31 protein-coding genes and 1 tRNA gene are annotated in these 24,622 nt (G+C 59.5%); 12 read left to right on the forward strand and 20 right to left on the reverse strand.

Going from position 1 to position 24,622, the window contains the following annotated elements; translation table 11 throughout:
* Positions 1-12: 12 nt before the first annotated feature.
* Positions 13-1,125, reverse strand: a complete 1,113-nt coding sequence (locus tag LOZ77_RS06755) for an S-(hydroxymethyl)glutathione dehydrogenase/class III alcohol dehydrogenase (RefSeq protein ID WP_230281410.1) — start codon at positions 1,123-1,125, stop codon at positions 13-15.
* Positions 1,126-1,244: 119 nt separating this feature from the next.
* Between LOZ77_RS06755 and LOZ77_RS06760 the strand changes: the two genes are divergently transcribed.
* Positions 1,245-2,120, forward strand: coding sequence for a LysR family transcriptional regulator (locus LOZ77_RS06760; RefSeq protein WP_230281411.1), 876 nt, complete (start codon positions 1,245-1,247; stop codon positions 2,118-2,120).
* A gap of 259 nt (positions 2,121-2,379) precedes the next feature.
* Here the strand turns inward: LOZ77_RS06760 and LOZ77_RS06765 are convergent, their stop codons facing one another.
* Positions 2,380-2,574, reverse strand: a complete 195-nt coding sequence (locus LOZ77_RS06765) for a helix-turn-helix domain-containing protein (RefSeq protein ID WP_230281412.1) — start codon at positions 2,572-2,574, stop codon at positions 2,380-2,382.
* The gene (locus LOZ77_RS06770; RefSeq protein WP_067673162.1) at positions 2,571-2,777 is read right to left on the reverse strand and encodes an AlpA family transcriptional regulator; all 207 of its coding nucleotides are present in this window, start codon (positions 2,775-2,777) and stop codon (positions 2,571-2,573) included. Before LOZ77_RS06770 ends, LOZ77_RS06765 begins: the two co-directional genes overlap by 4 nt.
* 651 nt (positions 2,778-3,428) lie before the next feature.
* Here LOZ77_RS06770 and LOZ77_RS06775 point away from each other — a divergent pair.
* The 7 genes from LOZ77_RS06775 to nhaA all read left to right on the forward strand — a co-directional run bounded on the left by LOZ77_RS06775 (position 3,429) and on the right by nhaA (position 8,393).
* Entirely contained in the window at positions 3,429-3,644 is a 216-nt protein-coding gene (locus LOZ77_RS06775; RefSeq protein WP_230281413.1) for a hypothetical protein, read from the forward strand.
* Positions 3,645-3,848: 204 nt separating this feature from the next.
* Entirely contained in the window at positions 3,849-5,633 is a 1,785-nt protein-coding gene (locus LOZ77_RS06780; protein WP_230281414.1) for an SLC13 family permease, read from the forward strand.
* A 220-nt stretch (positions 5,634-5,853) separates the two neighbouring features.
* The gene (locus LOZ77_RS06785; protein WP_230281415.1) at positions 5,854-6,060 is read left to right on the forward strand and encodes a cold-shock protein; all 207 of its coding nucleotides are present in this window, start codon (positions 5,854-5,856) and stop codon (positions 6,058-6,060) included.
* A 65-nt stretch (positions 6,061-6,125) separates the two neighbouring features.
* Positions 6,126-6,293 (forward strand): hypothetical protein, encoded by a 168-nt coding sequence (locus LOZ77_RS06790; protein WP_230281416.1) that lies wholly within the window; start codon positions 6,126-6,128, stop codon positions 6,291-6,293.
* A 13-nt stretch (positions 6,294-6,306) separates the two neighbouring features.
* Positions 6,307-6,678 carry a hypothetical protein gene (locus LOZ77_RS06795; protein ID WP_230281417.1) on the forward strand — a complete coding sequence of 124 codons (372 nt, stop codon included), beginning with the start codon at positions 6,307-6,309 and terminating at the stop codon, positions 6,676-6,678.
* Between the two features lie 49 nt (positions 6,679-6,727).
* On the forward strand, positions 6,728-6,964 hold the full coding sequence (locus LOZ77_RS06800; protein ID WP_230281418.1) for a hypothetical protein: 237 nt from the start codon (positions 6,728-6,730) through the stop codon (positions 6,962-6,964).
* 121 nt (positions 6,965-7,085) lie between these two features.
* Positions 7,086-8,393, forward strand: coding sequence for a Na+/H+ antiporter NhaA (gene nhaA, locus LOZ77_RS06805; protein ID WP_255671249.1), 1,308 nt, complete (start codon positions 7,086-7,088; stop codon positions 8,391-8,393).
* Here nhaA and LOZ77_RS06810 read toward each other — a convergent pair.
* From LOZ77_RS06810 to LOZ77_RS06845, 8 genes are all read right to left on the reverse strand, one after another.
* Entirely contained in the window at positions 8,318-9,196 is an 879-nt protein-coding gene (locus tag LOZ77_RS06810; RefSeq protein WP_230281420.1) for a transglutaminase family protein, read from the reverse strand. The genes nhaA and LOZ77_RS06810 overlap by 76 nt on opposite strands.
* Positions 9,197-9,202: 6 nt before the next feature.
* On the reverse strand, positions 9,203-9,469 hold the full coding sequence (locus LOZ77_RS06815) for a hypothetical protein (protein WP_230281421.1): 267 nt from the start codon (positions 9,467-9,469) through the stop codon (positions 9,203-9,205).
* Between the two features lie 131 nt (positions 9,470-9,600).
* Positions 9,601-9,792 (reverse strand): hypothetical protein, encoded by a 192-nt coding sequence (locus tag LOZ77_RS06820; protein ID WP_230281422.1) that lies wholly within the window; start codon positions 9,790-9,792, stop codon positions 9,601-9,603.
* Complete coding sequence (locus LOZ77_RS06825) at positions 9,789-11,084, reverse strand: glycoside hydrolase family 130 protein (RefSeq protein WP_230281423.1); 1,296 nt, start codon at positions 11,082-11,084, stop codon at positions 9,789-9,791. Before LOZ77_RS06825 ends, LOZ77_RS06820 begins: the two co-directional genes overlap by 4 nt.
* Positions 11,077-13,371, reverse strand: a complete 2,295-nt coding sequence (locus tag LOZ77_RS06830; RefSeq protein WP_230281794.1) for a glycosyltransferase family 4 protein — start codon at positions 13,369-13,371, stop codon at positions 11,077-11,079. The genes LOZ77_RS06825 and LOZ77_RS06830 overlap by 8 nt, the downstream gene beginning before the upstream one ends.
* 27 nt (positions 13,372-13,398) lie before the next feature.
* Positions 13,399-13,782, reverse strand: a complete 384-nt coding sequence (locus tag LOZ77_RS06835) for a hypothetical protein (RefSeq protein ID WP_230281424.1) — start codon at positions 13,780-13,782, stop codon at positions 13,399-13,401.
* Between the two features lie 287 nt (positions 13,783-14,069).
* The gene (locus LOZ77_RS06840; RefSeq protein WP_230281425.1) at positions 14,070-14,342 is read right to left on the reverse strand and encodes a conjugal transfer protein TraD; all 273 of its coding nucleotides are present in this window, start codon (positions 14,340-14,342) and stop codon (positions 14,070-14,072) included.
* A complete protein-coding gene (locus tag LOZ77_RS06845; protein ID WP_230281426.1) occupies positions 14,320-14,625 on the reverse strand; it encodes a conjugal transfer protein TraD in 306 nt (101 codons plus the stop codon). The genes LOZ77_RS06840 and LOZ77_RS06845 overlap by 23 nt, the downstream gene beginning before the upstream one ends.
* A gap of 173 nt (positions 14,626-14,798) precedes the next feature.
* Here LOZ77_RS06845 and traA point away from each other — a divergent pair, with 173 nt between their 5' ends.
* Positions 14,799-17,684, forward strand: a complete 2,886-nt coding sequence (gene traA / locus LOZ77_RS06850) for a Ti-type conjugative transfer relaxase TraA (protein ID WP_230281427.1) — start codon at positions 14,799-14,801, stop codon at positions 17,682-17,684.
* 10 nt (positions 17,685-17,694) lie between these two features.
* Entirely contained in the window at positions 17,695-18,459 is a 765-nt protein-coding gene (locus LOZ77_RS06855) for a DUF6118 family protein (protein WP_230281428.1), read from the forward strand.
* 261 nt (positions 18,460-18,720) lie between these two features.
* Here the strand turns inward: LOZ77_RS06855 and LOZ77_RS06860 are convergent, their stop codons facing one another.
* The 3 genes from LOZ77_RS06860 to LOZ77_RS06870 form a co-directional block, all read right to left on the reverse strand.
* The gene (locus tag LOZ77_RS06860) at positions 18,721-18,966 is read right to left on the reverse strand and encodes an antitoxin Xre/MbcA/ParS toxin-binding domain-containing protein (RefSeq protein WP_230281429.1); all 246 of its coding nucleotides are present in this window, start codon (positions 18,964-18,966) and stop codon (positions 18,721-18,723) included.
* A 413-nt stretch (positions 18,967-19,379) separates the two neighbouring features.
* Positions 19,380-19,613 (reverse strand): hypothetical protein, encoded by a 234-nt coding sequence (locus LOZ77_RS06865; RefSeq protein WP_230281430.1) that lies wholly within the window; start codon positions 19,611-19,613, stop codon positions 19,380-19,382.
* A gap of 77 nt (positions 19,614-19,690) precedes the next feature.
* On the reverse strand, positions 19,691-19,900 hold the full coding sequence (locus LOZ77_RS06870; protein ID WP_230281431.1) for a cold-shock protein: 210 nt from the start codon (positions 19,898-19,900) through the stop codon (positions 19,691-19,693).
* 282 nt (positions 19,901-20,182) lie between these two features.
* On the opposite strand from LOZ77_RS06870, the gene LOZ77_RS06875 reads away from it, so the two are divergent.
* On the forward strand, positions 20,183-20,467 hold the full coding sequence (locus LOZ77_RS06875) for a hypothetical protein (RefSeq protein ID WP_230281432.1): 285 nt from the start codon (positions 20,183-20,185) through the stop codon (positions 20,465-20,467).
* A gap of 105 nt (positions 20,468-20,572) precedes the next feature.
* On the opposite strand, the gene infA is transcribed toward LOZ77_RS06875, so the two are convergent.
* From infA to LOZ77_RS06905, 6 genes are all read right to left on the reverse strand, one after another.
* Positions 20,573-20,839 (reverse strand): translation initiation factor IF-1, encoded by a 267-nt coding sequence (gene infA, locus LOZ77_RS06880; protein WP_230281433.1) that lies wholly within the window; start codon positions 20,837-20,839, stop codon positions 20,573-20,575.
* Positions 20,840-21,080: 241 nt separating this feature from the next.
* On the reverse strand, positions 21,081-21,290 hold the full coding sequence (locus LOZ77_RS06885; RefSeq protein WP_230281434.1) for a hypothetical protein: 210 nt from the start codon (positions 21,288-21,290) through the stop codon (positions 21,081-21,083).
* Positions 21,291-21,292: 2 nt separating this feature from the next.
* Positions 21,293-21,490 (reverse strand): hypothetical protein, encoded by a 198-nt coding sequence (locus LOZ77_RS06890; protein ID WP_230281435.1) that lies wholly within the window; start codon positions 21,488-21,490, stop codon positions 21,293-21,295.
* Between the two features lie 68 nt (positions 21,491-21,558).
* Positions 21,559-21,816, reverse strand: coding sequence for a cold-shock protein (locus tag LOZ77_RS06895; protein ID WP_230281436.1), 258 nt, complete (start codon positions 21,814-21,816; stop codon positions 21,559-21,561).
* 305 nt (positions 21,817-22,121) lie between these two features.
* Positions 22,122-23,309, reverse strand: coding sequence for a site-specific integrase (locus LOZ77_RS06900; RefSeq protein WP_230281437.1), 1,188 nt, complete (start codon positions 23,307-23,309; stop codon positions 22,122-22,124).
* A 197-nt stretch (positions 23,310-23,506) separates the two neighbouring features.
* A tRNA-Tyr gene (locus tag LOZ77_RS06905) sits at positions 23,507-23,592 on the reverse strand.
* A gap of 127 nt (positions 23,593-23,719) precedes the next feature.
* Between LOZ77_RS06905 and rlmB the strand changes: the two genes are divergently transcribed.
* Complete coding sequence (rlmB, locus tag LOZ77_RS06910; RefSeq protein ID WP_230281438.1) at positions 23,720-24,574, forward strand: 23S rRNA (guanosine(2251)-2'-O)-methyltransferase RlmB; 855 nt, start codon at positions 23,720-23,722, stop codon at positions 24,572-24,574.
* The last annotated feature ends 48 nt before the right edge of the window (positions 24,575-24,622 follow it).

Raw genomic sequence — 24,622 nt, forward strand, 5'->3', positions numbered from 1 at the left:
GCCCGCCTGCTATCAGTAAACGACCACGCTGCGAATGCTCTCGCCCGCATGCATCAGGTCAAACCCCTTGTTGATTTCCTCAAGGGTCAAGACATGGGTGATCATCGGGTCGATCTCGATCTGGCCGTTCATGTACCAGTCGACGATCTTGGGCACATCGGTCCGGCCCTTCGCGCCGCCGAATGCCGTGCCCTTCCACACGCGGCCAGTGACCAGCTGGAACGGGCGCGTGCTGATTTCCTTGCCTGCTTCGGCCACGCCGATGATGATGCTTTCGCCCCAGCCGCGATGACATGCTTCCAGCGCGGTGCGCATCACATTGGTGTTGCCCGTGCAGTCAAAGGTGTAATCCGCGCCCCCGTCGGTCATGGCGACGACCTTCTGCACGATGTCGTCATGGCTCATGCCCTTGGTGTTGAGGAAGTCGGTCATGCCGAACTTGCGGCCCCATTCCTCGCGGTCGGGGTTGAGGTCGATGCCGATGATCTTCGACGCGCCTGCCATCTTCGCGCCCTGAATGACGTTGAGGCCAATACCGCCAAGGCCGAACACGACCACATTGTCGCCCACCTGCACCTTGGCCGTGTTGGTCACCGCGCCGACACCGGTGGTGACGCCGCAGCCGATGTAGCAGCTGGTCTTGAACGGAGCGTCCTCGCGGATCTTGGCAACCGCGATTTCGGGCAGGACGGTAAAATTCGAGAAGGTCGAGCAGCCCATGTAGTGATGGATCATCTCGCCCTTATAGCTGAAGCGGCTGGTGCCGTCGGGCATCAGCCCCTTGCCCTGCGTGGCGCGGATCGCGGTGCACAGATTGGTCTTGCCCGACAGGCAGGATTTACACTGGCGGCATTCGGGGGTGTAGAGCGGGATGACGTGATCATCGGGCTTTACGCTGGTCACGCCCGGCCCGATTTCGCGAACGATGCCTGCGCCTTCATGGCCGAGGATCGAGGGGAACAGCCCCTCGCTGTCCAGCCCGTCCAGCGTATAGGCATCGGTATGGCACAGGCCCGTCGCCATGATCTCGACCAGAACCTCGCCCTCCTTGGGGCCTTCCAGATCGACCTCGACGATCTCGAGGGGCTTTTTCGCCTCGAAAGCTACGGCGGCGCGGGTTTTCATATATGTGCTCCAATCGAAAGAACGGCTTTGGCTGCATCATAGACATCGAACCGGATGGTGATAAAGCGCGATAGCTGCAAAGCATTATCCCCATATGGCAATAATCACGGGCGCTTCCTATGATCTCTGGCTGGGACGGTATCGAGGAATTTGTCGCGGTTGCCCGCGCCGGCAGCTTTACCGCAGGCGCACGGGCATTCGACGCATCGGTCACGCATATGAGCCGGTCGATCGGGCGGCTGGAACAAAGGCTGGAAACCCGCCTGTTCAACCGCACTACGCGCTCTCTGTACCTCACCGAAACTGGCCGCGTGTTCTTTGCCCAATGCCAGCGGCTGGTCGAAGAGCGCGAGGAAGCGATTGCCGCGCTCAGCCAGCATAACGAGCCGTTCGGCCTGTTGCGCGTTACCTGTTCCTATGCGCTGGGTGAGCGATTCATTTCACCCCTGCTGCGCGAATTCGCCCAGATGCACGCAGGTGTTCAGGTGGAAATCGACCTCGACAACGATGTCGTCGATATCGCAGGGCGCGGGTACGATCTGGCCGTGCGCACCGGCCATCTGGAAGATTCCCGCCTGATCGCCACCCGCGTCGCCCAGCGCGAGCTGATCACCGTCGCCTCGCGCGATTATATCTCGCACCATGGCAAGCCCGCGCGGATCGCCGATCTGGCGGCACACGAATGCCTCACCGGCTCCGCCTCGCAATGGCAGTTCCGCTATGGCCAGACCTGGCGGCCCGACGGACGGTGGAAATGCAATTCGGGGTCGTCGCTGCTCGACGCTTGCCTCGCGGGCATGGGCATATGCCAGATTCCCGCTTTTTACGTGGGCGAACATCTTGCCGCGGGACGGCTGCAGTCCGTGCTGGACGATCAAAAGCCGGAGGACGAGCCGATCTGGGCCGTCTATTCCGCCCGTCGCCAGCTGGCACCCAAGGTGACGCGACTGGTGAGCCATTTGCGCACGCGGCTGCAGGCCATGCTGGACGGGTGAAGGCAGAACGCTGGCCTACGGGCCGCTCCGGTGGTGGCAGGGCTTGAATCGAACCGCAAAAATAACGCTTTGATATCAATCCTGTTCTTGGAACAAATGCAGGCTTTCCCCCACACTCTCCCCCACATTTTCGTTCATTTAACGATGGTTCGGTTCAGCGTTTTGACCGAAAAGCTGAATAAGTGGGTGGTTCGTTGAGCGCCTTATCGCAACATAATGGCACGTTCTGACACTGTCCAATTGCGAGTTTGCGGCCTGGTCAGTTCAACGCCCGATGCCGCTCAACCAGCCTATGCAAACTGGCTGTCGTGATGCGCGTTGCCTTGCCAATCTTGACCGTTTCGAGTTCGCCGCTGGAGATCAGCTCGTAGAGCTTTGTGCGCCCGACGCCGATCATACGGGCAGCGTCATTGACCTTGACACAGATCGGCTCGACAGGTTGCTGCGCACTCATTCTGCCGGTTCCTCTTCACGATAGTGCGCAGGATCGGCAATCCAGCGATTGATTGCGGACTCATGCCAGCCTGCGCCGTGGACGCTTATCTTCACCTGTGACGGGAAAGTCCCCTCGGCGATCTTGCGATAGATGGTGGAGCGAGAGAGACCTGTGCGGTCGAGCACGGTCTTCAGTCGGATGATGCGTTCGGTATTAGACATTGGGCGTTCTCACACATTGACATTGGCAGCCCCTCTACGGAACATAATGAGAACTTTTTGACAGGACGCAAGAGTCAGATTGAGCTAGAATTTGGGCAAATCGTCAGCAATTTGTGAGGCTTGGAACGCTTTTGGACAGTTAGAGACCTTTACGGACAAACTGCTCAACAGCTGACGGTTCTGAAAATTTTCGCGCCCAGCGCGAATTAGCGACCGACGCGCGCGAAATTGCGACGGCAAGGACGTATTTCCGCGCCAACGGTGCCAGGATCTGCGCGAATCGTAAAAAAATGCACCGCTATCGCGATCCTTGCTGATTTCGAATTGGCATGAGGCGAGTGATTTATTTGCGGTCGAACCTGTCTGCCCGAAATGGCTAAAACTGGGCCGTCAGGAGACTGTCCGGTTTCAGGTGTGACCTTGGAGAAAGCAGCTATTCACGCTTCTTAGTAGGTGTGATGATTTCTGCTCTTGCGACAGAGGGAACCGCAGCGCCCAATTGCCAAATCGTTCGCCCCATATACTCAATGCACCTACTTGCTTTTGCGCACGGGGCACCACGGTTCCGATATCGGATGAACAAACGGAACGGCGGCGATCTTCGATCCAAACAAGCTATAGGCAACCTTTGCCCCGTGCTATTATAAGAAAATGAACAGCGACGAACTTGTCCGCCGGGTCCGCGCCGCGACAGAGAACGAGGTTGCTACAGCACTGGAAGGTGCCAAGGTAGCCTTGCCGCTCACAACCGCTTACGAGGCTTTGGAATACTTCAATTGCATGGTCGATGTGCTAACCGGACAGCGGGCAAAGGACGACGCTGCTGACCGCGACCACATCCCCCCGGGTTTTGGCAGTACAGGCTAACATCTCTGGCTGCCCGGGCTTCCGGCAATTTGGTGATGTGAGAAAGGCTTTCTGATCCGGCACTTCCCTGCGCGCGGACGCAAGCATTTGGTGCCTCCACCGTCCATAAGCTCTTGGTTGGCTCCTCCGCCGAACGAGATCCCTGTCGAAACCTGAGCAAGGAGAGCTTTTTTGGTTGCTCCGTCCCCACATGCGATCGGAGCGATGTTGATCGCGGTAACGGCGTTCTGGTTTTTTGCGAGCGGTCGTGTCCGGATAGAGATTGTCTCGCTCGTTCTGATCGCCGTGCTCGCGATTAGCGCCTATTTTTTCCCGATCGAGCATGACGGATCCTACACCGGGCTGGAAATTGCCTTTGGCGGATTTGGCCATGAAGCGCTGATCGCTATCTGCGCCCTCATGATCCTCGGGCGCGGGCTGGTCGTGACCGGTGCACTTGAACCGGCAGGACGTTTGCTCACGCGTCTGTGGAAGTTCAGCAGGTTGCTGGGCCTCCTGTTCTCGCTCGTGGTCGGTGGCCTGATGAGCATGTTCGTGAACGATACGCCGGTGCTGGTCCTGACCATGCCAATCATGATCAACCTGGCCATCCGCGCCGGCATACCCGCATCGAAAACGCTGATGCCGATGAATTGCGCCATTCTCATCGGCGGGATGGCTACAACGATCGGAACCTCCACCAATCTGCTGGTGGTTTCCATTGCAGAGGATCTTGGCCTTCCCCGATTTGGCATATTCCATTTCACTGATGTGGCGCTTCTCGCCGCCCTGGTTGCGCTGCCATACCTCTGGCTTGTCATGCCGCGTCTGCTCCCTGCCCACAGTGCGAGTGACGAGCAGTTGACCCGTCGATTTCGGTCCATGCTCTTCCCACGGGAAGCCTCGCCTGCAATCGGCCAATCCCTGCAGGCTCTGCGCAGGAGGTTCGATGGGGCGCTTGAAGTGGTCGGGGCTGTTCGCAAGGGCAGCTTGCAGACCGATTCTCGGTTCATTGTAGAATTTGGCGATGCCATAGAGGTCGAGGGCACAAGCGCCGAGTTGCAGGAACTCAGTTCGGCGATGAAAATGCCTCTCGTGCGCCCGGCAATGATGGAGACCGTCGAGACCTTTGCCGGAGACAAGGGTGAAGGCCAGGTGATGGCGGAGCTCGTCATTGGAGCGGATTCCTCGCTCATCGGGCAGACTATAAGATCAGCACAAGTCATCGACCGTTATGGCGTTGCAGTCATGGGGCTTCATCATCCGGAACAGGCGTTTTTCCCTGGCAGGTCCAGGGCCGATGCTGAACGCCTGGAAGTTGGCGATGTGCTGTGGGTACAGGGCGGCAGCGCTGCGTTGGAGCAAATCCAGATCAGCGAAGGCACAATGATGCTCGAGGGCGCAGCGGAAATTCCGCGTACGGCGAAGGCTGGCCTTGCCTTGCTGATATTTGCGGGAGTTGTCCTGCTTGCGGCGCTGCATCTTGTCCCCATTGCAGTCGCGGCCCTTGCGGGATCGATCGTCATGCTGGCGACGGGATGCGTGAAGTTCGATCAGTTGGGCCAGGCCTTGAGCGCCAAGGTTATCGTGCTTGTCGCCGCCAGCATCGCGCTTGGCCGGGCATTACTGGAAACGGGCGCAGCGGAGTGGCTTGGCAGTTCGCTTGCGCTTGGGATGCAGGGCTTTCCGGGAGCGGTAGTCCTGGCGGTCATGATGGCCTTTGCGACATTGCTCACGAATTTCTCGTCAAACACGGCCGCCGCGGCGGTAGGCACGCCCATCGCGGTGAGCCTGGCCGAACAACTTGCCACACCAGCGGAGCCATTGGTTCTCGCCGTGCTGTTCGGATGCAATTTATGCTATGCAACTCCCATTGCCTACCAGACCAACATCTTGATCATGAGCGCGGGTGGATATCACTTCCGGGACTATGTGCGCGCCGGCCTGCCCCTTGTCCTGCTGATGATTTGCACGCTTTCGGTGTTGCTGGTCTGGAAATACCAACTTTGAGAAACATGGCTCATTCGAGCCCTCCGTAGGAGGAGGCATTTCATCCTCTCAATGTTCTCACTGCGACCTTGTTTTTTTGGGGGTGCACCCCATTTCACAATAGCTACCTGTCGCGAACGACGGTGACTGGCGTGGCCGAAACGCCTCTTTCCTTCTTTTACGCCTCTTAGTTGCGGATGCAGCCAATCAGGGCTGCCCCAGAGCGGAAGGAATGCGCGTGATGACCCAGCACGGGAAAGTCAGCGACTACAACGAAACAACTGGCACGGGCTTCATTGCACCCGAGAAGGGTGGCGGACCCTTGCCATTCACGTGGGCCGATCTCCAGGACAAAGCTCAATTGCCGAAGCAGAATGACCGCTATGGGTACGATACGCAATCTGACCATGACGGCGAGATTTGCGCCGTGAACCTGAAGAAGGCCTGATCAGAAGTAAACTCGCCCGGCGGGAAATCCCCCATTGGGTGGCTCCAACCAGGAAAGGAGCAGTGATGGACCTCAATCAGCTTTACGCCAACCATCAACGTGCCCTTGTCGATGCGCGGCGGTCGGAGGGTCGCGAAGATCGGCCGACCTACTTCGATCTGGTGGAATATTATGCGAAGCGCATCGGCCAGCATCGGGACGAAGCTCGCGTCCGGCGACACCATTCTATTTGAGAGGCATCGGGCTATGAAAGAGCAATCTCCCGGTTTTCCCTTCGACGCGGAACCGCCGGTGGAACTCGTCAAGAGACGCGCCGCACTTACCTTTCAGGAACGTGAGATCTCTGCGCTGGAACGGATTTCCGATCAGCTTGCCTTGTTGAAGGACATGTTTGCCGTTTGTCGCGAGCAAGATCCCCCGGCAGTGACATCTACGTCAAGCCGGCCTCAAGGATTTCGGGAAGGTGAGGTCGAAAGAAACGCGTTCAGTCCGCCCGAGCCGGAGATCCCTGCCGGGATCACAGCGAGTACCGTGACGAACTACCGGGTCGGTCCTTACAATTATACGGACCTCGAGCTCGCAAAGGCTGAATTGCAGCGCCAGAGATCTGCCCGATAGGCCAGCTTTGGTGACAGTCTCCGCACCAGGAACGACAAAGGAAACGAAAATGGAAGCCGAAGCAACCGAGCTGGAGCGCAGAGTACTCGCGCATGCCAGGATTCTTCAGTCGTTGATCTGCTTTCTTGCAGAAAACCAGCCCGAAATTCTCGAGCGCTTGAAGTCAGCCTTCGGCACCGGCCATAACGTCGGGGAATACGAGCAAGACTACAGTTCAACCGAACAATATGGCGACATGTTCGTCAGGATGATCGAAAAGGAAATCGCTCGCGGTGCGCCTCGCTGAACGCAACCTCCGGTTTTGACCTTCCGACGAGGCATGGAACATCATCGATAAGAACAGGAACCAGGGTCTTCCGATCGAAGTCGCCGATCGCGTAACCAGGCCATTTGCGCGCTTCCTCAAGATTGAGGCTGCGGCAGGGGGACTGTTGCTCCTTTGCGCCATGGTCGCACTGGTGTTGGCCAACTCGCCCTTGTCCGCCCCTTTCCTGAACTTCTGGAAGATGCCGATAGGCCTTCAGGTGGGTCAGCTGGATTTCACCCGCTCGTTGCATCACTGGATCAACGATGCCTTGATGACCTTGTTCTTTTTCGTCGTCTCACTCGAACTCAAGCGGGAATTCGCTCTGGGCGAGCTTCGCAATCCGAGAGTCGCGGCCTTGCCCTTCCTGGCCGCGCTCGGCGGCATGGCGGTTCCCGTCTCCATCTATCTCGTCCTCATGAACGGGCAGCCCGGTGTACACGGCTGGGGAACCGTGATGGCGACCGATACGGCCTTTGTGATCGGCGGCCTTGCGCTGTTTGGATCATCCATACCTGCGCAGTTGCGGATATTTCTGGTTTCTCTGGCGATCTTCGATGACGTTGGCGCCATATCCGTCGTTGCGGTCGCATATGGCGAGACACTGAACTTCGGTGCACTTGGCCTGGCAATGCTTGGTCTTGGCGTTGTGGCGACGTCCGCTCGCATAGGAATCAGGAGCATCCCGGTCTATTTTGTGCTCGGCGGAGGCATCTGGCTATGCTTCGATGCCTCCGGTCTTCATGCGACAATTGCCGGCGTAATTCTCGGCTTGATGACTCCTGCTCGTCCATGGGTGGGCGATGAACGGCTACGCTCCATTATGGGAAAATTGACGTCCTACCCGACTGGCGAGCACTGGAGCGGCGACACATCGGAACGTCACGATCTGAGGGAAACCGGACGTGCGATCGAGGAATCGCTCTCTCCCCTGGAACGCCTGGAAATGATGCTGCACCCCTGGCTCGGGTTTGCGGTCATGCCGATTTTTGCACTGGCCAACGCCGGCGTGGCATTTTCGGGAGTCGATCTGGACCAGCGGGTCTCCGCTGCCATCTTCGCGGGTTTGGTGGTCGGCAAACCGACAGGTGTGCTGCTGTTCGCATGGTTGGCAGTGCGCTTCCGTGTCGCAACACTCGGTAACGGGCTCGACTGGGTATTTCTGACGGCTGGAGCCTTCCTGACGGGAATCGGCTTCACGATGTCCATCTTCATTTCGAACCTGGCTTTCACTTCGGCATTGATGCCGGCTGCCAAGCTGGGAGTTTTCCTGGGGTCGGCGACATCCGCGATAATCGGGTTGCTGATCCTGCTCTGGTGGACATCGAGACGAAATCAGGAGCAATCGTCCGAAGAGGCGACGGAGACCTCGACGTTCATCGCATCCACCAGTCCCGACAAGCCCACATAGGTTCCGGCGACCGGAATCGTTTGCCCGATTTCGCGGGCTACTGCCACAGGCACGAGATTGGCCCCGCCAACACTGCGATTGGTTGGATCGAAGGGTATCCAGCCGGCTCCCGGCACAAAGACTTCCGCCCAGGCGTGTGTCGACCCGGCCCCCGAAGTGCCGTCCAGAATTTGATCCGGATTGTGGAGATAGCCGGAAATGATCCTCGCCCCGAAGCCGAGGCTTCTGGCCGCTTCGACAAACAGCACAGCAAAATCCCGGCACGAGCCCCAGCCGCGTTTCAAGGTTTGCTCTGGCGACTGAGTGCCCTCGTCATCACGCGACTGGTATGCGATCCATCCGGTCACGCCGGTACTCAGATCCTTGAGCATGGCCAGTGTATCGGTCGGATTGCCGCCAACGAACGCCTGCGCCCAATCGCGTAATCTACCGCCCGGATCAGGATAGCTCTGCACGGTCAGGGCACCGAGGTCGGTCCATTCGTCGTCGGCGTAGCGGAAGGGGTAGGAAATTGCGGACGCCGCTATATCGAACACGGGCCATGCGACCGCTTCAAGCTGTACGCGCGCGGAGCTTGCGATAACGAGCTCTTCGGTCAGCCCCGTGAAAATCGCTGTCGCGACGGCATTCCCGAAGACGTCATGCGCCCAGGATACCTGAGCTTGCGGCAGGATCGTAAGATCGAATGTCTTGAGACGGACCTCGCAGCTTTCGCGCGGCCGAAGCATAAGCCGGTGCGGCCCGAGCTGAACCGGCACCTGATAGCGGTAGCTCGTGCGATGCCTGATGAGCAGTTCTTGCATGAGCTATCAAACGTCCGCGAAACCGCGATCCGGATTCTCGCTGAAACTTCGTATGTCATGGTCGTCGCTCCGCTGCTGCTGCACTTGCATGATTTCGGCGATCGCGCGTGTACGGCGCTTGCGTGCTTCCCGCCGTTCTGCTGCCGTCGCTTCATGCCCCCAGGCGATTGCAGCTCTCAGAGCCACAATCCGGACATTTTCGAGCGGCTCGCTCCTGGCGCGTTCCCATTGAATGGCTTCCTGTGCACGGCACTGGTCGGATGTAAGTTCCATTGGTAGTCCTTTCCTGGACGGTGAGCATGGATTGGACTCAATTGTTCATGGCAAGTTTGGCGCCGGGTGGCCCGGCCGCTTGCACGACAACTGGCCAGCCCGGCTTCCCATCAGAAGTTCCGGGCAGTGCCTCAGAATGCGATCTCTCTGCGCTTCGCCTCGGCAAGCGCATCGGCGAGCTTCGAATAGCGATAAAGCCCAACCAGATAAACCGCAGCGGGCACGCGCGTGATGCCGTATCGCTGCATTGCTTCCAGTTCGGCATCGCTTGCGTCCTCAATCGGGAGTGCTGTTGGATTGTCGGTCCTATTTATTCCTTTCAAGATTTCAGAAGTTCGAGCAGCGCCGCAGTCTCAACGGTTGCGAAGGTCGAAAAGGTGTCGGAGATGGCATAGGGAAGCACGATTCTGCCCTCCAGTTGCATGGCGCCGCAGGTGTACACGACGTTCGGCACATAGCCTTCGCGTTCGGATGCCTCCGGCTGGATGAGTGGTTGGCGGGATCGTCCAATGACCTTGGAGGGATCGTCCTTATCCAGCAGCACGGCGCCGATCGAATAGTGTCTGACCGGGCCGACACCGTGCGTGAAGAGCAACCATCCCTCGTCCAGTTCGATAGTCGAACCGCAATTGCCGATCTGGATAAACTCCCACGCATGCGTAGGCTGGAGGATAGGCTTGCCAGGCCCCCATTCATGCAGATTGTCGGAATAGATGAGGTAGAGATTTTCGTTGTCGTGGCGCGCTATCATCGCGTAGCGCCCGCCAATCTTCCGAGGGAATAGCGCCATTCCCTTGTTGCGTGCGCCTACACCTTTGAGCGGTGCCATGCGGAATGAAACGAAGTCCTCCGTTTCAAGTAACTCAGACCTGATGGCCTGGCCGCTATAGGCGGTGTAGGTCGCGTAATATGTGGTCTTGCCTTCGTGCTCGAACGCAACGAAGCGCGCATCCTCGATACCATTTGCCTGATGCTCTGTGATGGGAAAGATCACCCGCTCGGTAATCTCGCTGGCGGGATCGAAGGCGAGTTCCACCCGATCACCAACTCGCGCGGTAATTTCGGGAGCACTCGCAAGGCGCTCCGGGGCATCGATCGTAACAGTACCATCAGCCGCGACATTGCCGGTCCGGAAGGTCAGCGACGAGATGTGGCCTTCGCCCACTGCCCTTGCGCTCAGGATGAATCGGCCTCCGGTGGTGCCGAACTGATTTGGATGCGGGACAATGCTTGGGTTGAACAGCGCGGCTGCCTCGAAGCTGTATTCATTGAGGAAATAGGCGCCGATCAACTGATGCCGCGCTTCGGATAACGATGGATCGCAGGCAAATGCGCCGGACATTTCTGTCGCTCGCCGATCGAAGATGTCGCGCAGGTTCCGGTGCCTGCCTTTGAAGTTCGCGAGCGTTGCCGCCAGCAACGTTTCGATGCCTGTTTCATCGAGGGCGAGAATTCGCTCGAAGATGCGGCAAGCTCTCGATTTGTCGATCCGGTTCAGGGCTCTGGGCTCAGGTGCTGGCTCGAATGGACGCAGCACCACGCGCGCGGGATCCGGCCTCAGGTGCAGCGTCTGGCGATTGAAAAATGGCGTCGTGCGCGTGGTCGTTTCATGCATCGTCACGGTCCAGACAAACAGAGGGTTCAGGGCTGTGGCCGATCGACACGGTGTCGCTGCGGGTCATCCCTTCAAGGACATGCATGTCCGCCAGCCCCAGCAGATAGGACAAGACGGACTCGGCGCCCCGGTTTTCGTTCGCGCGGTCGGGATGAAGGCCATCCCGGCAACTCCCGGATTCGATATCGACCAATGCAATGGCGAGATCGTTCTCCCCCAGGAACCAGGCGAATGCCCGCCTTGCCTCATCCGGCCATGGCGCTGCCGGATCGATTGCATTCGCAGCCACGCATGCGGCGATCGTTGCGCAGGCTTCCAGCGGCTGTTGATCGAACAGGCGGGGAGTCGTGCGTTTCCGCGTGAACCCCATCGAGCCGACAGGCCGGAAATGGCCCTGCGGAGCCGTTTGAACGCGGATAAGCCAGCGCAAGCTGCGAAGCCCAGCTTCGGTGAAATGATTGATCTTCGTCGCTTTGCCGGTGCGGATCAATGCTTCACACAGACGGGCATTATCATAGGTCAGCCGGTCTTCGAACCAGGTCCATCCACGCGTTTCGGTCGCAATCAGCAGGCGCTCAAGCCGCTGACCCAATTCTCCACGCCGTGTGTCGGCGTTCCTGTCCTGCGGACAAGTCGCGCAATAGTGGTCGAGGCCGAGCAGCGTGAAGGCCCATGCCCGCGGAGACGTGAAGGACAGGGCACTCTCCAGCGCCTCGCAAAACAAGCGCTGGGCCCAAGCTGCTCGTGTCGAATCCGAAGCGTAGCGTGCGCACGTGCCGAGCGCCCACAATGTCCGGCCGTGACTGTCTTCGGACCCTACGGACTCCAGCCATTGTCGGCTAAAACCCATAAAATTGCGGAAGCGACGTTCGTCCGTGTTCCAGGCATGCTGGACAAAGGCTGCAAATCGCTGGGACATGGCTTCTGCAAAGGGCTCATCCAGTCCGTTTTCAGGAGTGCAGCACAGCAACAATCCCCTGGCATTGTCATCGATGCAATAGCCGTGATGGCGATCCGGGATTGAGAACACTGCATGCTGGAACATCCCGGTGTCGTCGCACATGTCGACGAGATGCCGCGCAGACGCTGCCGGAAGCATGCAGTTTGCGGTCAACAAGTGCTCCGGCGGCAGAACGTCTGCCAACTGACTTGTCGGCAGAGCCCGGCGCGCTGCGCCAAAACACTGGACATACCGCTTCGCCGTATTCGCCCAGATCATTGGGCGACTGGCCGCATAGGCCTTTTTTGCCATGTCCAGACGCGCTGAGACGTCTTCGAGCAGGCCAGCGACAGCGCGGCCCAGACTCGCCGGATCGCCGAATGGCACCAGGACTCCCGAGCCGTCTTCGAGCAGTTCGGCGGCATGCCAATAGGGGGTAGAGACGACGGGCCGGCCCAGGCCGTGGGAATAGGCCAATGTGCCCGACGTCATCTGGGCCTCATCCAGATACGGCGTCACATAGAGGTCGCACATGGCGATATGGTCGAGCAGTTCGGGGCGATCGACAAACCGGTTCAGGAACACAACGTGATCTTTGAGCCCTAGGGCTTCGACCTGCCGGACAAGGCTTTCACGGTACGCTTCCCCGGCTTCCCGCAGAAGCTGCGGATGCGTCGCTCCCATCACCACATAGAGAGCATCGGGCGAGCGCGCGATGATCGCTGGCATCGCCTCGATCATCGTTTCGATACCCTTGTTCGGGCTGATGAGACCAAAGGTCAAGATGACATTGCGGCCCGAGAAACCGAGCCTGTGCTTCGCTCCCAGCGTGTCTACGAAGGGTGCGTCAGGAATGCCATGGGGAATGACATCGATCTTTCCGGGATCGGCGCGATAGGTTTCGACGAGGATGTGCCTGCCCTTGCGCGCCATGACGACGAGGCGCCTCGATGCAGCAACGATTGCTTCTGTGACCTCGCGTTGATCATCGCTTGGCCGGTCGAGAACGGTGTGAAGCGTAGTGACCAGTGGCACCTTCAACGCCGCAATGAAGTCGAGAATGAGCCTGCCGGCTTCCCCGCCGAATATTCCGAACTCGTGCTGCAGGCAGACGAGGTCGAAACCCTCCCGATTTATGAATTTGGCTGCGTTGCGATATTGCTCCGGATCATCCTGGTCGATCCCGAGCCGAACCGAGGGAGGATAGTCATGGACGCTTCCCGGGTCGCGCATGACGATAATGGCGGTTTCGGCAACTCCGGCCGAGGATCGGAGCGCCAGTTCAAGGTCTGTCGTGAATGTCGCTATGCCGCAGCGGCGCGGCAGGGCGTTACCGACAAATGCAATCCGGAGTGAGCGCGCTGAAAAATCGTCTCACAGCTTTCCTTTCGGCTTCTTCATCAACTCGCTAACGGGAGATACCGGCGGCTTGGGGCCAGTTTTAGGCTTTTCGGCCTTGGGTTTGCGTATCTCACGATTGCTGCGCTTCTGCGATTTGGCCATCTCAACATGCCCGCCTTCATTTTCCCAAGCGGCCAGGCCGGGGATCAATCCAGACGGCTCGTTCGCTTCCGACGCCATCTGGCCATCAGAACTGTTGGTAAGGGTATAAGGACGGTGAGCGTAAGGATGTTCTTTGAGCAGTTTTTGAAACATGTTCAGCTTCCGCCGCAAGGGTTTGATCTTTGCCGCATCGTCAACTGCAGGGTGCTGCATGAGCGTAACTTGTTCATTTTCTAGGATTTGATTGAGGCACATGGTGCGCACTCCCACATCAAGCGGGGGCGCGGTCGGTCCCTCGGTCACACATGGCTCGGAAGATTTTTATGTGATGGATGCTTGTAGCATACTTCGCGCGGACCGCTTCACGAATTCGTGAAGCGGGCTTCAAATTGTCATTTGGAACGGAGCCTTGAGGGTAGCCAAAAAACATTGTCCGCTTTCCGGCGCATCAGCCGCCCGCCCAATGACCGCCTCTGGGGCGCTTATCTGCCATCAGCCAGCAGACGGAAAGCCATAAGAATTCACCATGACGCTGATCTAACTCAGTCCTGCTGCTCCGCCTCAAACGCCCGCCTTCCCTTGCGCCGGAACAGCACCAGCGCTTGCGCCCCATCCGGTCCGCGCAGCTTAGCGGCGACGGTGAGGAAAGCGCCGTAGAGCGCGGCGCGGTCATCGTCGGTAAGGTCGACCAGATCGGCCTTGGCGACCAGGCCGCCAAGCTCGATCAGTTGCCGGGTCCGCTCACGACGTTTGACCTGCCACTCGCGCATGTCGGTTCTTGCCTTCGCCGCTTCAAGCCGGTGCCGCGCCGCCATCGAGCGGGAGAGTGCCTTCCGGCTGCTGGCGAGGTCCGCTCGAAGTGTCGCGTGACTTGCCCTGAAAGAATGCCGCGCCGCGCTTGCGCCAGCCCTCCCCGATTGCCTTGTCGGAGTTGGCAGCAGCATCGAGCAGCGCGCCTGCAAGGACATCGGCATCGAGCGCGTCGGCTCCGGTTGCCATGACCAGCACGCCTAGGTCACGCACGCGGCGTTCCTTCAACTGCTTGGCCCTGTCGGCAAGTGCCTTGAGTTCCGAATCAAAATCGCGGGGTTTGCGCATGGGAAGTCTCCATCGTTGGTGTGATGGAGCCATGATAATCGGTGAGCTTTCTCAATGCAGTAAGGTCGCCGGGACAATGTGATACCGCCTAGTCCCGATCAGGATTTTATCATGAGAGGGCGCGCTTATACGTCGTGCCGACGCAGGCTTTGCGGTGTAACTGGAATGCCGCCATGGCAATCTTTCACTTCAGCGCAAAGGTAATCGGACGGTCGAGCGGACGCAGCGCCGTAGCGGCTGCGGCCTATCGTGCGGGCGAGCAACTGCACGATGAGCGGATCGACAGAACCCATGATTTCACCAACAAGGCAGGCGTTCTTCATTCCGAAGTGATGCTGCCAAAAGGCGCGCCAGAAGCCTTCACGGATCGCGCCAACTTGTGGAACGCGGTCGAAGCTGCCGAGAAGCGCAAGGATGCCCAGCTATCCCGCGAAGTCGAGTTCGCGCTGCCACGCGAACTGTCGAAGAAAGACAACGTCAAGCTGGCACGCGAGTTCGTGAAAGCCGAGTTCGTCGAGAAAGGCATGATCGCCGATCTCAATGTCCATTGGGATATCGGCGAAGACGGCAAGGCCAAGCCGCACGTGCATGTCATGCTAACGATGCGCGAGGTCACGAAAGACGGCTTTGGCGCAAAGGTTCGCGACTGGAACAAGACCGCGCTGATCGAACAATGGCGCGAGCGCTGGGCCGATCATGTGAACCGTGCGCTGGCGGAACGCGACATCGACGCGCGGATCGATCATCGCAGCCTGGAGGCGCAGGGCATTGCGCTGGAGCCGCAGGACAAGATCGGCCCCGCAGCCTCGCGCATTGGCGGGCGAGGACTGGAAGCCGAGCGGATCGAAGAACACCGCGCCATCGCCCAGCGCAATGGAGAGCGGATTATTGCCAGCCCGGTGCTGGCGCTCGATGCAATCACGCACCAGCAGGCGACGTTCACTAAGCGCGATCTCGCGGCCTTCGTTCACCGACACAGCGATGGCAAGGAGCAGTTCGACGCGGCCTACTATGCGGTGCGCAGTTCGCCCGACCTGATTGCGCTGGGCAAGGACGGACGCGGGCAGGATCGGTTCACGTCGCGGGCAATGATCGAGACCGAACAACGCCTGCATCACGCCGCCGACACGATGGCGCAGCGCACCAAGCATAATGTCAGCAACGCTCAGCGGAACGACGCTTTCGCCAGTGCTGCGAAGCGCGGCTTGGTACTCTCCGGCGAACAGAAATCCGCCTTCGAGCACGTGACCAAGAAGGGCGGCCTTGCCGTGGTCGTTGGCTACGCAGGAACGGGCAAAAGCGCGATGCTGGGCGTCGCGCGCGAGGCATGGGAAAGCGCGGGCTACCATGTTCGCGGCGCAGCGCTTTCCGGCATTGCTGCCGAGGGGTTGGAGAACGGCTCCGGTATCGCATCTCGCACTATCGCCAGCCTTGAGCATCAATGGGGCAAGGGGCGAGAGAATCTGACTGCCAAGGATGTGCTCGTCATCGACGAAGCGGGGATGGTCGGCACACGCCAGATGGAGCGCGTTTTGTCCCATGCCGCCAAGGCCGGTGCGAAAGTGGTCCTGGTCGGTGACCAGCAGCAGCTTCAGGCCATCGAGGCAGGCGCAGCCTTCCGGGCTATCCATGAACGCCACGGCGGTGTCGAGATCAGCGAGGTCCGCCGCCAGCTATCCGCATGGCAACAGGATGCCACCAGGCACCTCGCCACGGGCCGTACCGGCGAAGCACTCCAGGCCTACGAAGAACGTGGCATGGTCCATGCTGCCGACACACGTGAGGCGGCGCGCACGGCGCTGATCGAGCGGTGGAATAGCGAGCGACAGGGCAGCCCCGAAGACAGCCGGATCATCCTTACGCACACCAATGACGAGGTGCGCGAGCTGAACCAGATGGCACGCGGGAAGATGCGCGAGGCTGACGCTTTGGGCTCGGATGCCACGATCAAGGCGGCACGCGGCGAGCGGCAGTTCGCCAGCGGCGACCGCATCATCTTCCTGCGCAACGAGCGCGGGCTTGGGGTCAAGAACGGGACGCTCGGCACGGTCGCAATGGCTAGCGCGCAGCGCATGGCCGTGCGCACCGACGATGGCCGCGAGGTTGCGTTCGACACGAAGGATTATGCCCATATCGATCATGGCTACGCCGCCACCATCCACAAGGCGCAGGGCATGACGGTGGACCGCACCCATGTGCTCGCCACGCCCGGCATGGATAGCCATTCCGCATATGTCGCCATGTCGCGCCACCGCGACGGGATGGCGCTGCACTATGGGAGCGATGACTTTGCCGACCAGTCGAAACTTGTCCGCACGCTGAGCCGCGAGCGCGGAAAGGACATGGCGGGAGATTACCGCCCCAAGCAGGCCTTCGCCGAACTGCGTGGGATCAGCTTCCGCGAGCGGATCGTGCAGATGGTTCGGCAGGTGCCGGAGAAGACCAAATCGATCTTCGGAAATTTCCGTCCGCAGGCCCGTCAGCTTGAGCCGATTCCGGCGCAGGCAAACACGCAGAACGAGCAGCGCCGAGCGGTCGAACGCTACGCCCGCGCGCTTGGCGATATCGGCACGATGCAGGCCCAGGGCTTGCCCGTTCTTCCGCACCAGAAGGACGCGCTGGAGAAGGCAGGAAAGGCGCTCAGTGCGATCCGGCCCCATGCCGCCACCGATCTCGCCAAGGCGCTGGAGCGGCGTCCTGAACTAGTTGCAGAGGCCGCAGGCGGGCGCAGCCAGGAAGCCATGCGCGCCATGCAGCACGAAGCCGCAGTCCGCACTGATCCTGCGCTGCGAACCGAGCGCTTTGTCAGCGACTGGCAGGGGTTGAGCACGGCGCGCAAGCAGCTTGAGCAGCAAGGTGATCGAGCAGGCGCAGCCCGCATGTCGGCCAAACAGAATGAGCTGGCCAAGACGCTTGAACGCGATCCGCAGGTCGAACGCCTGCTGCGCGGCAAGACCCGCGAACTCGGCATCGATCCCAAGCCCGAACGCAGCATCGCAAACGAACTCACCGCAACCCTTTCCCGCGAGCGCACCCGTGCTTTCGACATGGGCATTTAGGAGAAACGACATGGAAGACGACCACATCGACGAAGTGCAGCTGGACCTCGAAGTCGAGGAACCACCCGCCCATCAACCGGAACCGGAGTTGAACGCGGTGGAAGAATCCGATCCGGCGACGGAGGCCTTCGCTCGCCTCGAAGGCGAAATGGCAATGGTGCGCCATACAGTGCAGAACATGGCCAGGGAGCGAGCCGACATCGTAATCCCGGACTACACGGCGACACTCGGCCAGATGGCCGATCAGCTGGCAAAGGTCTCGAAGACGTTGAGCACAATCGGCAGCAAGCCCGCCATCGAGCTGACGCCGGAAGACATCGCGGTTCAGATCAAACGCACCTCTCTCGACATGCTGCGCGACAGCAGCGACCTGTTCCGGCAGGGTCGCAAAGATCTGGACATCGCAACTGGTCGGCTCGCTGCAATTGTCGGGCGCGTCCGCACGGAGGACGTGCAGAAGCGTCAGACCTGGCGCTTCGCAGGCATGGGGCTGGCTGCCGGCATCCTGCTCTGGTCGATCCTTCCCGGCACCATCGCCCGCGCCATGCCCGAAAGCTGGCATTGGCCCGAACGAATGGCTCGCAAGGCGATAGGCGAACCAACCATCGTGGAGGCGGGAATACGGATGATCCGGTCACAGAATCCCGCAGCGTGGGAAGAGCTAGCAACGGCGCAGCGCATCCTGAGCGCAAACCGCGAAACCATCGACCAATGTATAGAACGGGCGCGGAAACTTCAACGACGTGTCAATTGTACAATACAAGTGTCACCTTGAAGAAGGAAAGCAGTCCATTTCTAGTGGGGCACCTAGTCAAGCCAACGCTCCATCATGGTGCAACTTGGTGGGCTTGGTGCACTGTCACACGTTCGAAGCGGACAGGCGGAAACGCCAGAAGGCAGAACCTGCCAGCTTGGACCAAAAAAGACCCCCATTCCCATCGGGAATGGGGGCCCTGAAGTCGAGGTTGGCACCGCAAAATGCGATGCGTCCCTTCGGGTCGCCTGGTTGCAGGTCTTGCTGCATTCTGCTGCGTGGCTATTCCTTGACAGGAACCGCTTCTGGATACTGGATTTCGGCGAGCGCGCCTTCGACAAGAGCGCGTCCCTCTTCGCTTTCGATGACGAGGTCGATCGGCCGTCCGCCCAACTTGTCATTTGGCGCGTTCATGAATGAAATCGCAGCCTCTCGCCCAAGAACAAGCATTGCCAATCGCGTGGCATCGCCCTGGCGGCGTGCCGCAGCTGGCGTGAGACGCACCGCCGATTTGCGGAACGGCGTCAAAAGACGGCTTTCGCCATGAGTCCGGATGGGGCGTATCGGGAATTCACGTCAGTCTCCTCGTGCAAAGCGGGAGCCCAACCTGTCTCTCAGTCGCAGGACGCCAAAGTGGTACTTACAGCGATGGGGCAAGGCGTAGCAGCTTGGCAGGATCAAGTCTTGCAAATAATTCCCAACGCAAGTCGAGCCCTGCGCAACACAACCTGCCGATGCCGCTGGCGTATAGATCAATCTACCCCGAAGCGCGTTTGATAATTTGTCGTTCCAGACTGCGGAGCGACTATCCCGGGAGGATTTCGCCCTGATGCCGGTTTTGCCCGCGACGGTTTTGTCGTCGAAGACGAACTACTCATTGGAATGGATGTCGTCGACCAATTGCAAACCTGGGACTTTCAGACGCTCGAAGCCGGGACAGGTCACTTCTTATCAAAAGAAGCCCCGTCCTGCAGCGAGTTCGCCTGAGAATCGTCCGCCTTCTTCAACCGGGCCTTTTCGCGATCAGCTTCGACCTTCCTGGCGTGGTCAGCCAGTTTCGAAAACATCGCCTCGGAGCGCAATGCTCGTAAACGAACGTTTTCCAACGTCGCCTCCGCTGCCTCCGTCTTGGCTTCAGCCGCGCGAGCGGAATAGAATTTGTAACCTTGCTGCATTCAGACCTCCCCTCGAATGATTGATAGCACGCGCCGCGAGGGCCAATTCCTTCACGGCGCTCGCCATCGTCACAGGATCAGTCGGCGACGCTGAGATTGACCGCGCTAGCCTTACCGTTGCGACCGGTTTCCACTTCGTAATTGAGGCGCTGGTCCTTATCGAGCGTCTGCATGCCAGCGGCCTGCACAGCAGAAATATGCACGAAGCTGTCGGCGGAGCCATCGTCTGGCTGGATGAAGCCATAGCCCTTGTCGCCATTGAAGAATTTTACGGTACCGATAGTCATTTCGCTTCCTTTCAAGAAACGGATTGGGCCGGTCCGCGAAGTTGCGAACCGGATTCGTGCGTCAAGTCGTCAATTGAAAGGAGGTCGTCGTCTTATTGGTATGAAAAGCGGAATGATCCGATTTCCGCGCCAATCGTCGATACCCGTCGAAATTCAACGAGAGCAGAGTTTGTATCGCACGTTTCCGCGCAACTAGATAGTCGGTTCGGGTCCTGTCCGTGAAACGGTGGGAGCTGTGAATTGCGCCTGGCTCCAAGCACATGCCGCTGCAGCACCCAAACCGTGCTGAAACTCGCTTATCCGCCCCGCTATTCGGGAGGCCTTTGCGAGCTTCGCGAGCCGGTCATCGTCGTTGGCGGCAACACCGGCACCCATGAGCGCGCGCTGGTGTGCAGCATATTCAAGGTTCAGGTCCATGTCAGTTCTCCTGCGTGGGCGGGAATGCTGCTGCATGGCCGCTGGTTGAATTGCGTGTCAGTCGACCATGGTCGCGACGAGGCGTCGCAATTCGAGGGTCGGGATCATTGCGACAATGGGCGAATAACCCTTTCTCGCCAGCGAGTGTGATGCGCCATAGCGCGGCGAAAGTATGGCACGCGACGTGGCGCGTGCAGTGCTGTTGTTCATTTGTCTTGTATCCGGCAGGTCCATCCTGCCGCCTTTATAAGAGTGTCAGCGCCTGTATCCGCGTTTGCGACCACCGCCAGGGCCTTGCCCGGGTGTTCGTTCGCGAAAGACGATCCGGCCTTTGGTCAGATCGTAGGGCGTCAGTTCGACATGTACGCGGTCTCCAACGACCGATCGGATGCGGTAGCGGCGCATCTTGCCTGCAGTGTAGCAGATCAGACGATGCTCATTATCGAGGGTGACGCCGAAGCGGCCATCGGGCAGGATCTCGTTGATCTCACCCTCCATCGTAATGAGCTCTTCCTTCGCCAATCCATCTTCCTAGCGTACGAAAAATCATCCGCACGGACGTATTCCGTCGCGGAACCATAGTGCATGAAAAGGAAGTGGTGCCGATCTCACGCTTGTGCGCAAACTGCGGCAATCATAATCCGTCGCAAACGACGTTAGGCAATATCTATATAACAGCGTATAAAAAAATTTCAACGGTCTCGGTCGAATGGCTTGGAAATTGTCGCTTGTGTCGACGGGTGCCGCTGTGACCGGATCGCGCTCATTCAGCTTCAGACTGACGCCGGTGCTCGGCCAGCGCGTCGTCCAGACTGGTATATCTGTATGGACCGACGCAGTATTGGGTGATGGTCACCGCAGTGACCCCTTCGGGCAATACCGGCGATGAAATGGGCGTGGCCGAGCCACCTTCATTTTCCCACTCGTTTGTCGTCTGGGCCTTGCCGCTTTGCGCTTCGGGAACCTGGCTCATACCTATTGGAACCTATCCGATGGAAGCTGGTCCCGTGGCGCGCCAGTCCATGACTGAAGCGAACCGGCTCGCGCTGCCCTGATGCGCTTTTCATAATAGCCGACAAGATCGAAATAGGTCTCTCGGTCTACCAACGAACCTGATCGCACCGCATTGGCCTTTGCAAGCTCGTAGTTGAAAATCAGTTGATCGAGCGTCATGGCGAACTCCTCTCGCACCGCTAAGAAAAGTCAGCCGAGGCCTTTCGGCCCCGGCTGACATTCACGAGCTAGCCCTGCTGGGCGCGCGCCTGCTGCTCCTGCAGGCCGGGACCTTCGCCCTGCTGCGGCTGCAGGTTGATGGCCCGCATGTTGCCACCGTTGACCTCGCTGGTGTCGTAACCGTAGCGCTGATCGACGCTGGGCTCCTGTGCTTCCTGCTGCAGATCCTTCCGTCCGAACGCCAGCGCGTCGCCGCCCTGGTCCGGGGTAATCATGCCGGTGCCCTTGTCACTGTTGTAGCTCTTGATCTTGCCGAAATGTGTCATGTCGATTCCTTCAGTATGAATGCAGCGCGCCAGAATTGGATCGGCTGCGACTAAGAGGCGGAACTGAAGGAGGTGGCTTCTCTAAACTGGATGCCTAAGACCGTCGATTGCGACTGGTAGCTGTATCTAAGATGGGGGCGCTTGGCTGGACATAAAAGGCCGAGCCGAAAACATATCCAAGGGATAATCAATGCCGGAGCGGCGCCCATCGCAACCAATTCTCCGAAAAATGAATTGCATTCAATTTAACCTGGGATGGCCATAATCATCAATGTACGGCGTGAACTGCTATGATCATGCACTCACTACGAAGCAACATGCGCAGAGCAATAGTCTCCCCACGCTTCCATCAGCTTCACCCGTGCGCCAGGATTGTCCGGTGTGCCCAAATAAGTCGTGCGGCGATAGGCGGCCTGCACTGCGTCAGGCGTTTTGTGCGCGAGAGCCGCTTCGACAACCGCATTGGGGAAGCCTTCGTTTGCCGCCCAGTCGGTAAAGCTGGAGCGGAAACCGTGGACGTGGAAAGGCTCCTGCATGTCGCGCATGACCTTAAGCAGTGTCATGTTGGACATCGCCTTACCGGTCATGCCGGGGAATATCACTTCGGCTCCCTCAAGCCGCATTGCGTCCGCCTTCACAAGCACCGCCAGAGCTTCCTCTGACAGCGGCACGATGTGCGCCCTGTTGCGCTTCATGTGTTCGGCAGGGATTGTCCAAAGGCGCTGGTCCAGATCGAATTCGTCCCATTTCGCGAGCCGCACTTCCTGCGAACGAACGCCAGTCAGAATAAGAAGGTCGAGCGCGAGACGCGAGTAGGATGGCTTTCGGCGTAGCGCGGTCAGGAATGGAGGAACGGCCACGTATGGCATCGCCTTGCGGTTGGCCGGTTTCTTGATCTGTCGCGGCAGACCTCGCCCCGCTTTCAAGCTGCTATTGCCCGATGGAGCTTCGGTAGAGCGCCAGCCCTTGGCATGGGAATAGTCCAGCACTGCGCAAATCCTGTTGCGAACCTGGCGGGCCGTTTCCGGGATTTCCTGCCAGATCGGCGTCAGGACCGAGATGATGTCCGCAGCGGTGATTCCGCCAGTCGTCATGTCGCCCAGTTTCGGGAAGGCGTAGTTCTCCAGACTGGCGAGCCACTGGCGACCATAGACATCGCTTTTCCAGCCTGCCTCGTTCTCCGAATGATATTGGGTGGCGGCTTCGCGGAAGGTGACCTTGGCAGCTTCCTCGTCCTTGCGCTCAGTCAGCACGTCGCGCTTCTCGACCTTGACCGCCTTGCGCAGGTCGGCGGCCTTCGCGCGCGCCTCGGCCAGTGTCACCAGCTTTGCACTGCCCACGCCGATGTCTCGTCGTTTGCCATCCTGCTGGAGTCGCAAATTCCAGTAGGCACCCCCGCGTTTGTCCACTTTCAGGAATAATCCGTCACCGTCCTGATAGGTGCCCGGATTCGCCAATGCTGCCTTGACCGCTACCGCCGTGAGTTTGCCCATTGCTCTACCCCCACACTTCTCGGGACCGAGTTGCGAAACCAAAGTGTGGGGGTAAGCCACTTTACCCCCACATTACCCCCACACTTTGTTCCGGTTGCAGGCAAATTGCAGCGGTCAAATGCGGACAGCAAAGGCGATAATACCCTTGGTTTTCTGCGATTTCTAGGGCTTTTCGGGGATGTTCTGAGAAAGGGCGGTGGTGGACAGGGCTGGATTCGAACCAGCGTACGCTTGCGCGGGCAGATTTACAGTCTGCTGCCTTTAACCACTCGGCCACCTGTCCACACCGGTGCATGATGGGCCCGAAAAGACCCTTGGCGAAATGCTCCGTAACCGGAGCCAATCGGCCGAGAGGCGCCCCTTTGGCGAAGCTGCGCTTGCCTGTCAATGGGGGGACTGGCAACAGCGCGTTGATAAAGCAGATTCATGGCCGCACCGGCCATTCCAGAAACGAGGTATCAGTGGCCAACAAGGGCGAGAAGAAAGCATTGCGCGGACGCGCGGGGCGCATGCAGGGCGGACGCGGCAGCGGGCGCGGCACCAAGGGCGCGGTGCGCCTGTGGGGCCGTCACGCCGTGCTTGCCGCCATGGAAAACCCCCATCGCAGCATCAACCGCATCTGGGCCACCCATGAAATGATGGACGAATTGCGCGCCGAAGGGATCGAGCCTGCCCCGGACGTTCGCGTCGAATTCGCCCAGAACACCGACCTTGCCCGTCTGGTCGCGCGCGATGCGCCGCATCAGAATATCGTGATCGAATGCGACCCCCTGCCCGATCTGTTCCTGAAGGACATTCTGGAAGGCGATCCCGCCGCCCCCGTGGTCATGCTGGATCAGGTGACCGATCCGCATAATGTGGGCGCCATCATGCGCTCTGCCGCGGCGTTCGGCGCGGCCTGCATTGTCACGCAGGACCGGCACGCCCCGCCCGAATCGGGCGTTCTGGCCAAATCCGCATCGGGCGCGCTGGAAACCCTGCCGTGGGTGCGTGTCGTGAACCTTGCCCGCGCCCTGGATGAACTGGCCGAGGCGGGATACTGGCGCATCGGCCTTGACGGGGACGGCGAGGTGACCCTGGCCGAGGCGTTGCCAGCCGGCCCCGTCGCGCTGGTTCTGGGCGCCGAGGGCGACGGTTTGCGCCACAATATCGGTCAACATTGCGACCAGATCGCGCGCCTGCCGATCAGCTCTACGGTAGAGAGCCTGAACGTGTCGAACGCGGCGGCGATTTCGCTTTACGCCTGCGCAATGCGTTCGTTCTAAACAGGCTGCAAAGGGACGGGCCGGACGATTCGGCCCGAAGGGGGGATC

Source organism: Croceicoccus sp. Ery15 (assembly GCF_020985305.1).
In the GTDB taxonomy this organism is placed as follows: Bacteria; Pseudomonadota; Alphaproteobacteria; order Sphingomonadales; family Sphingomonadaceae; genus Croceicoccus.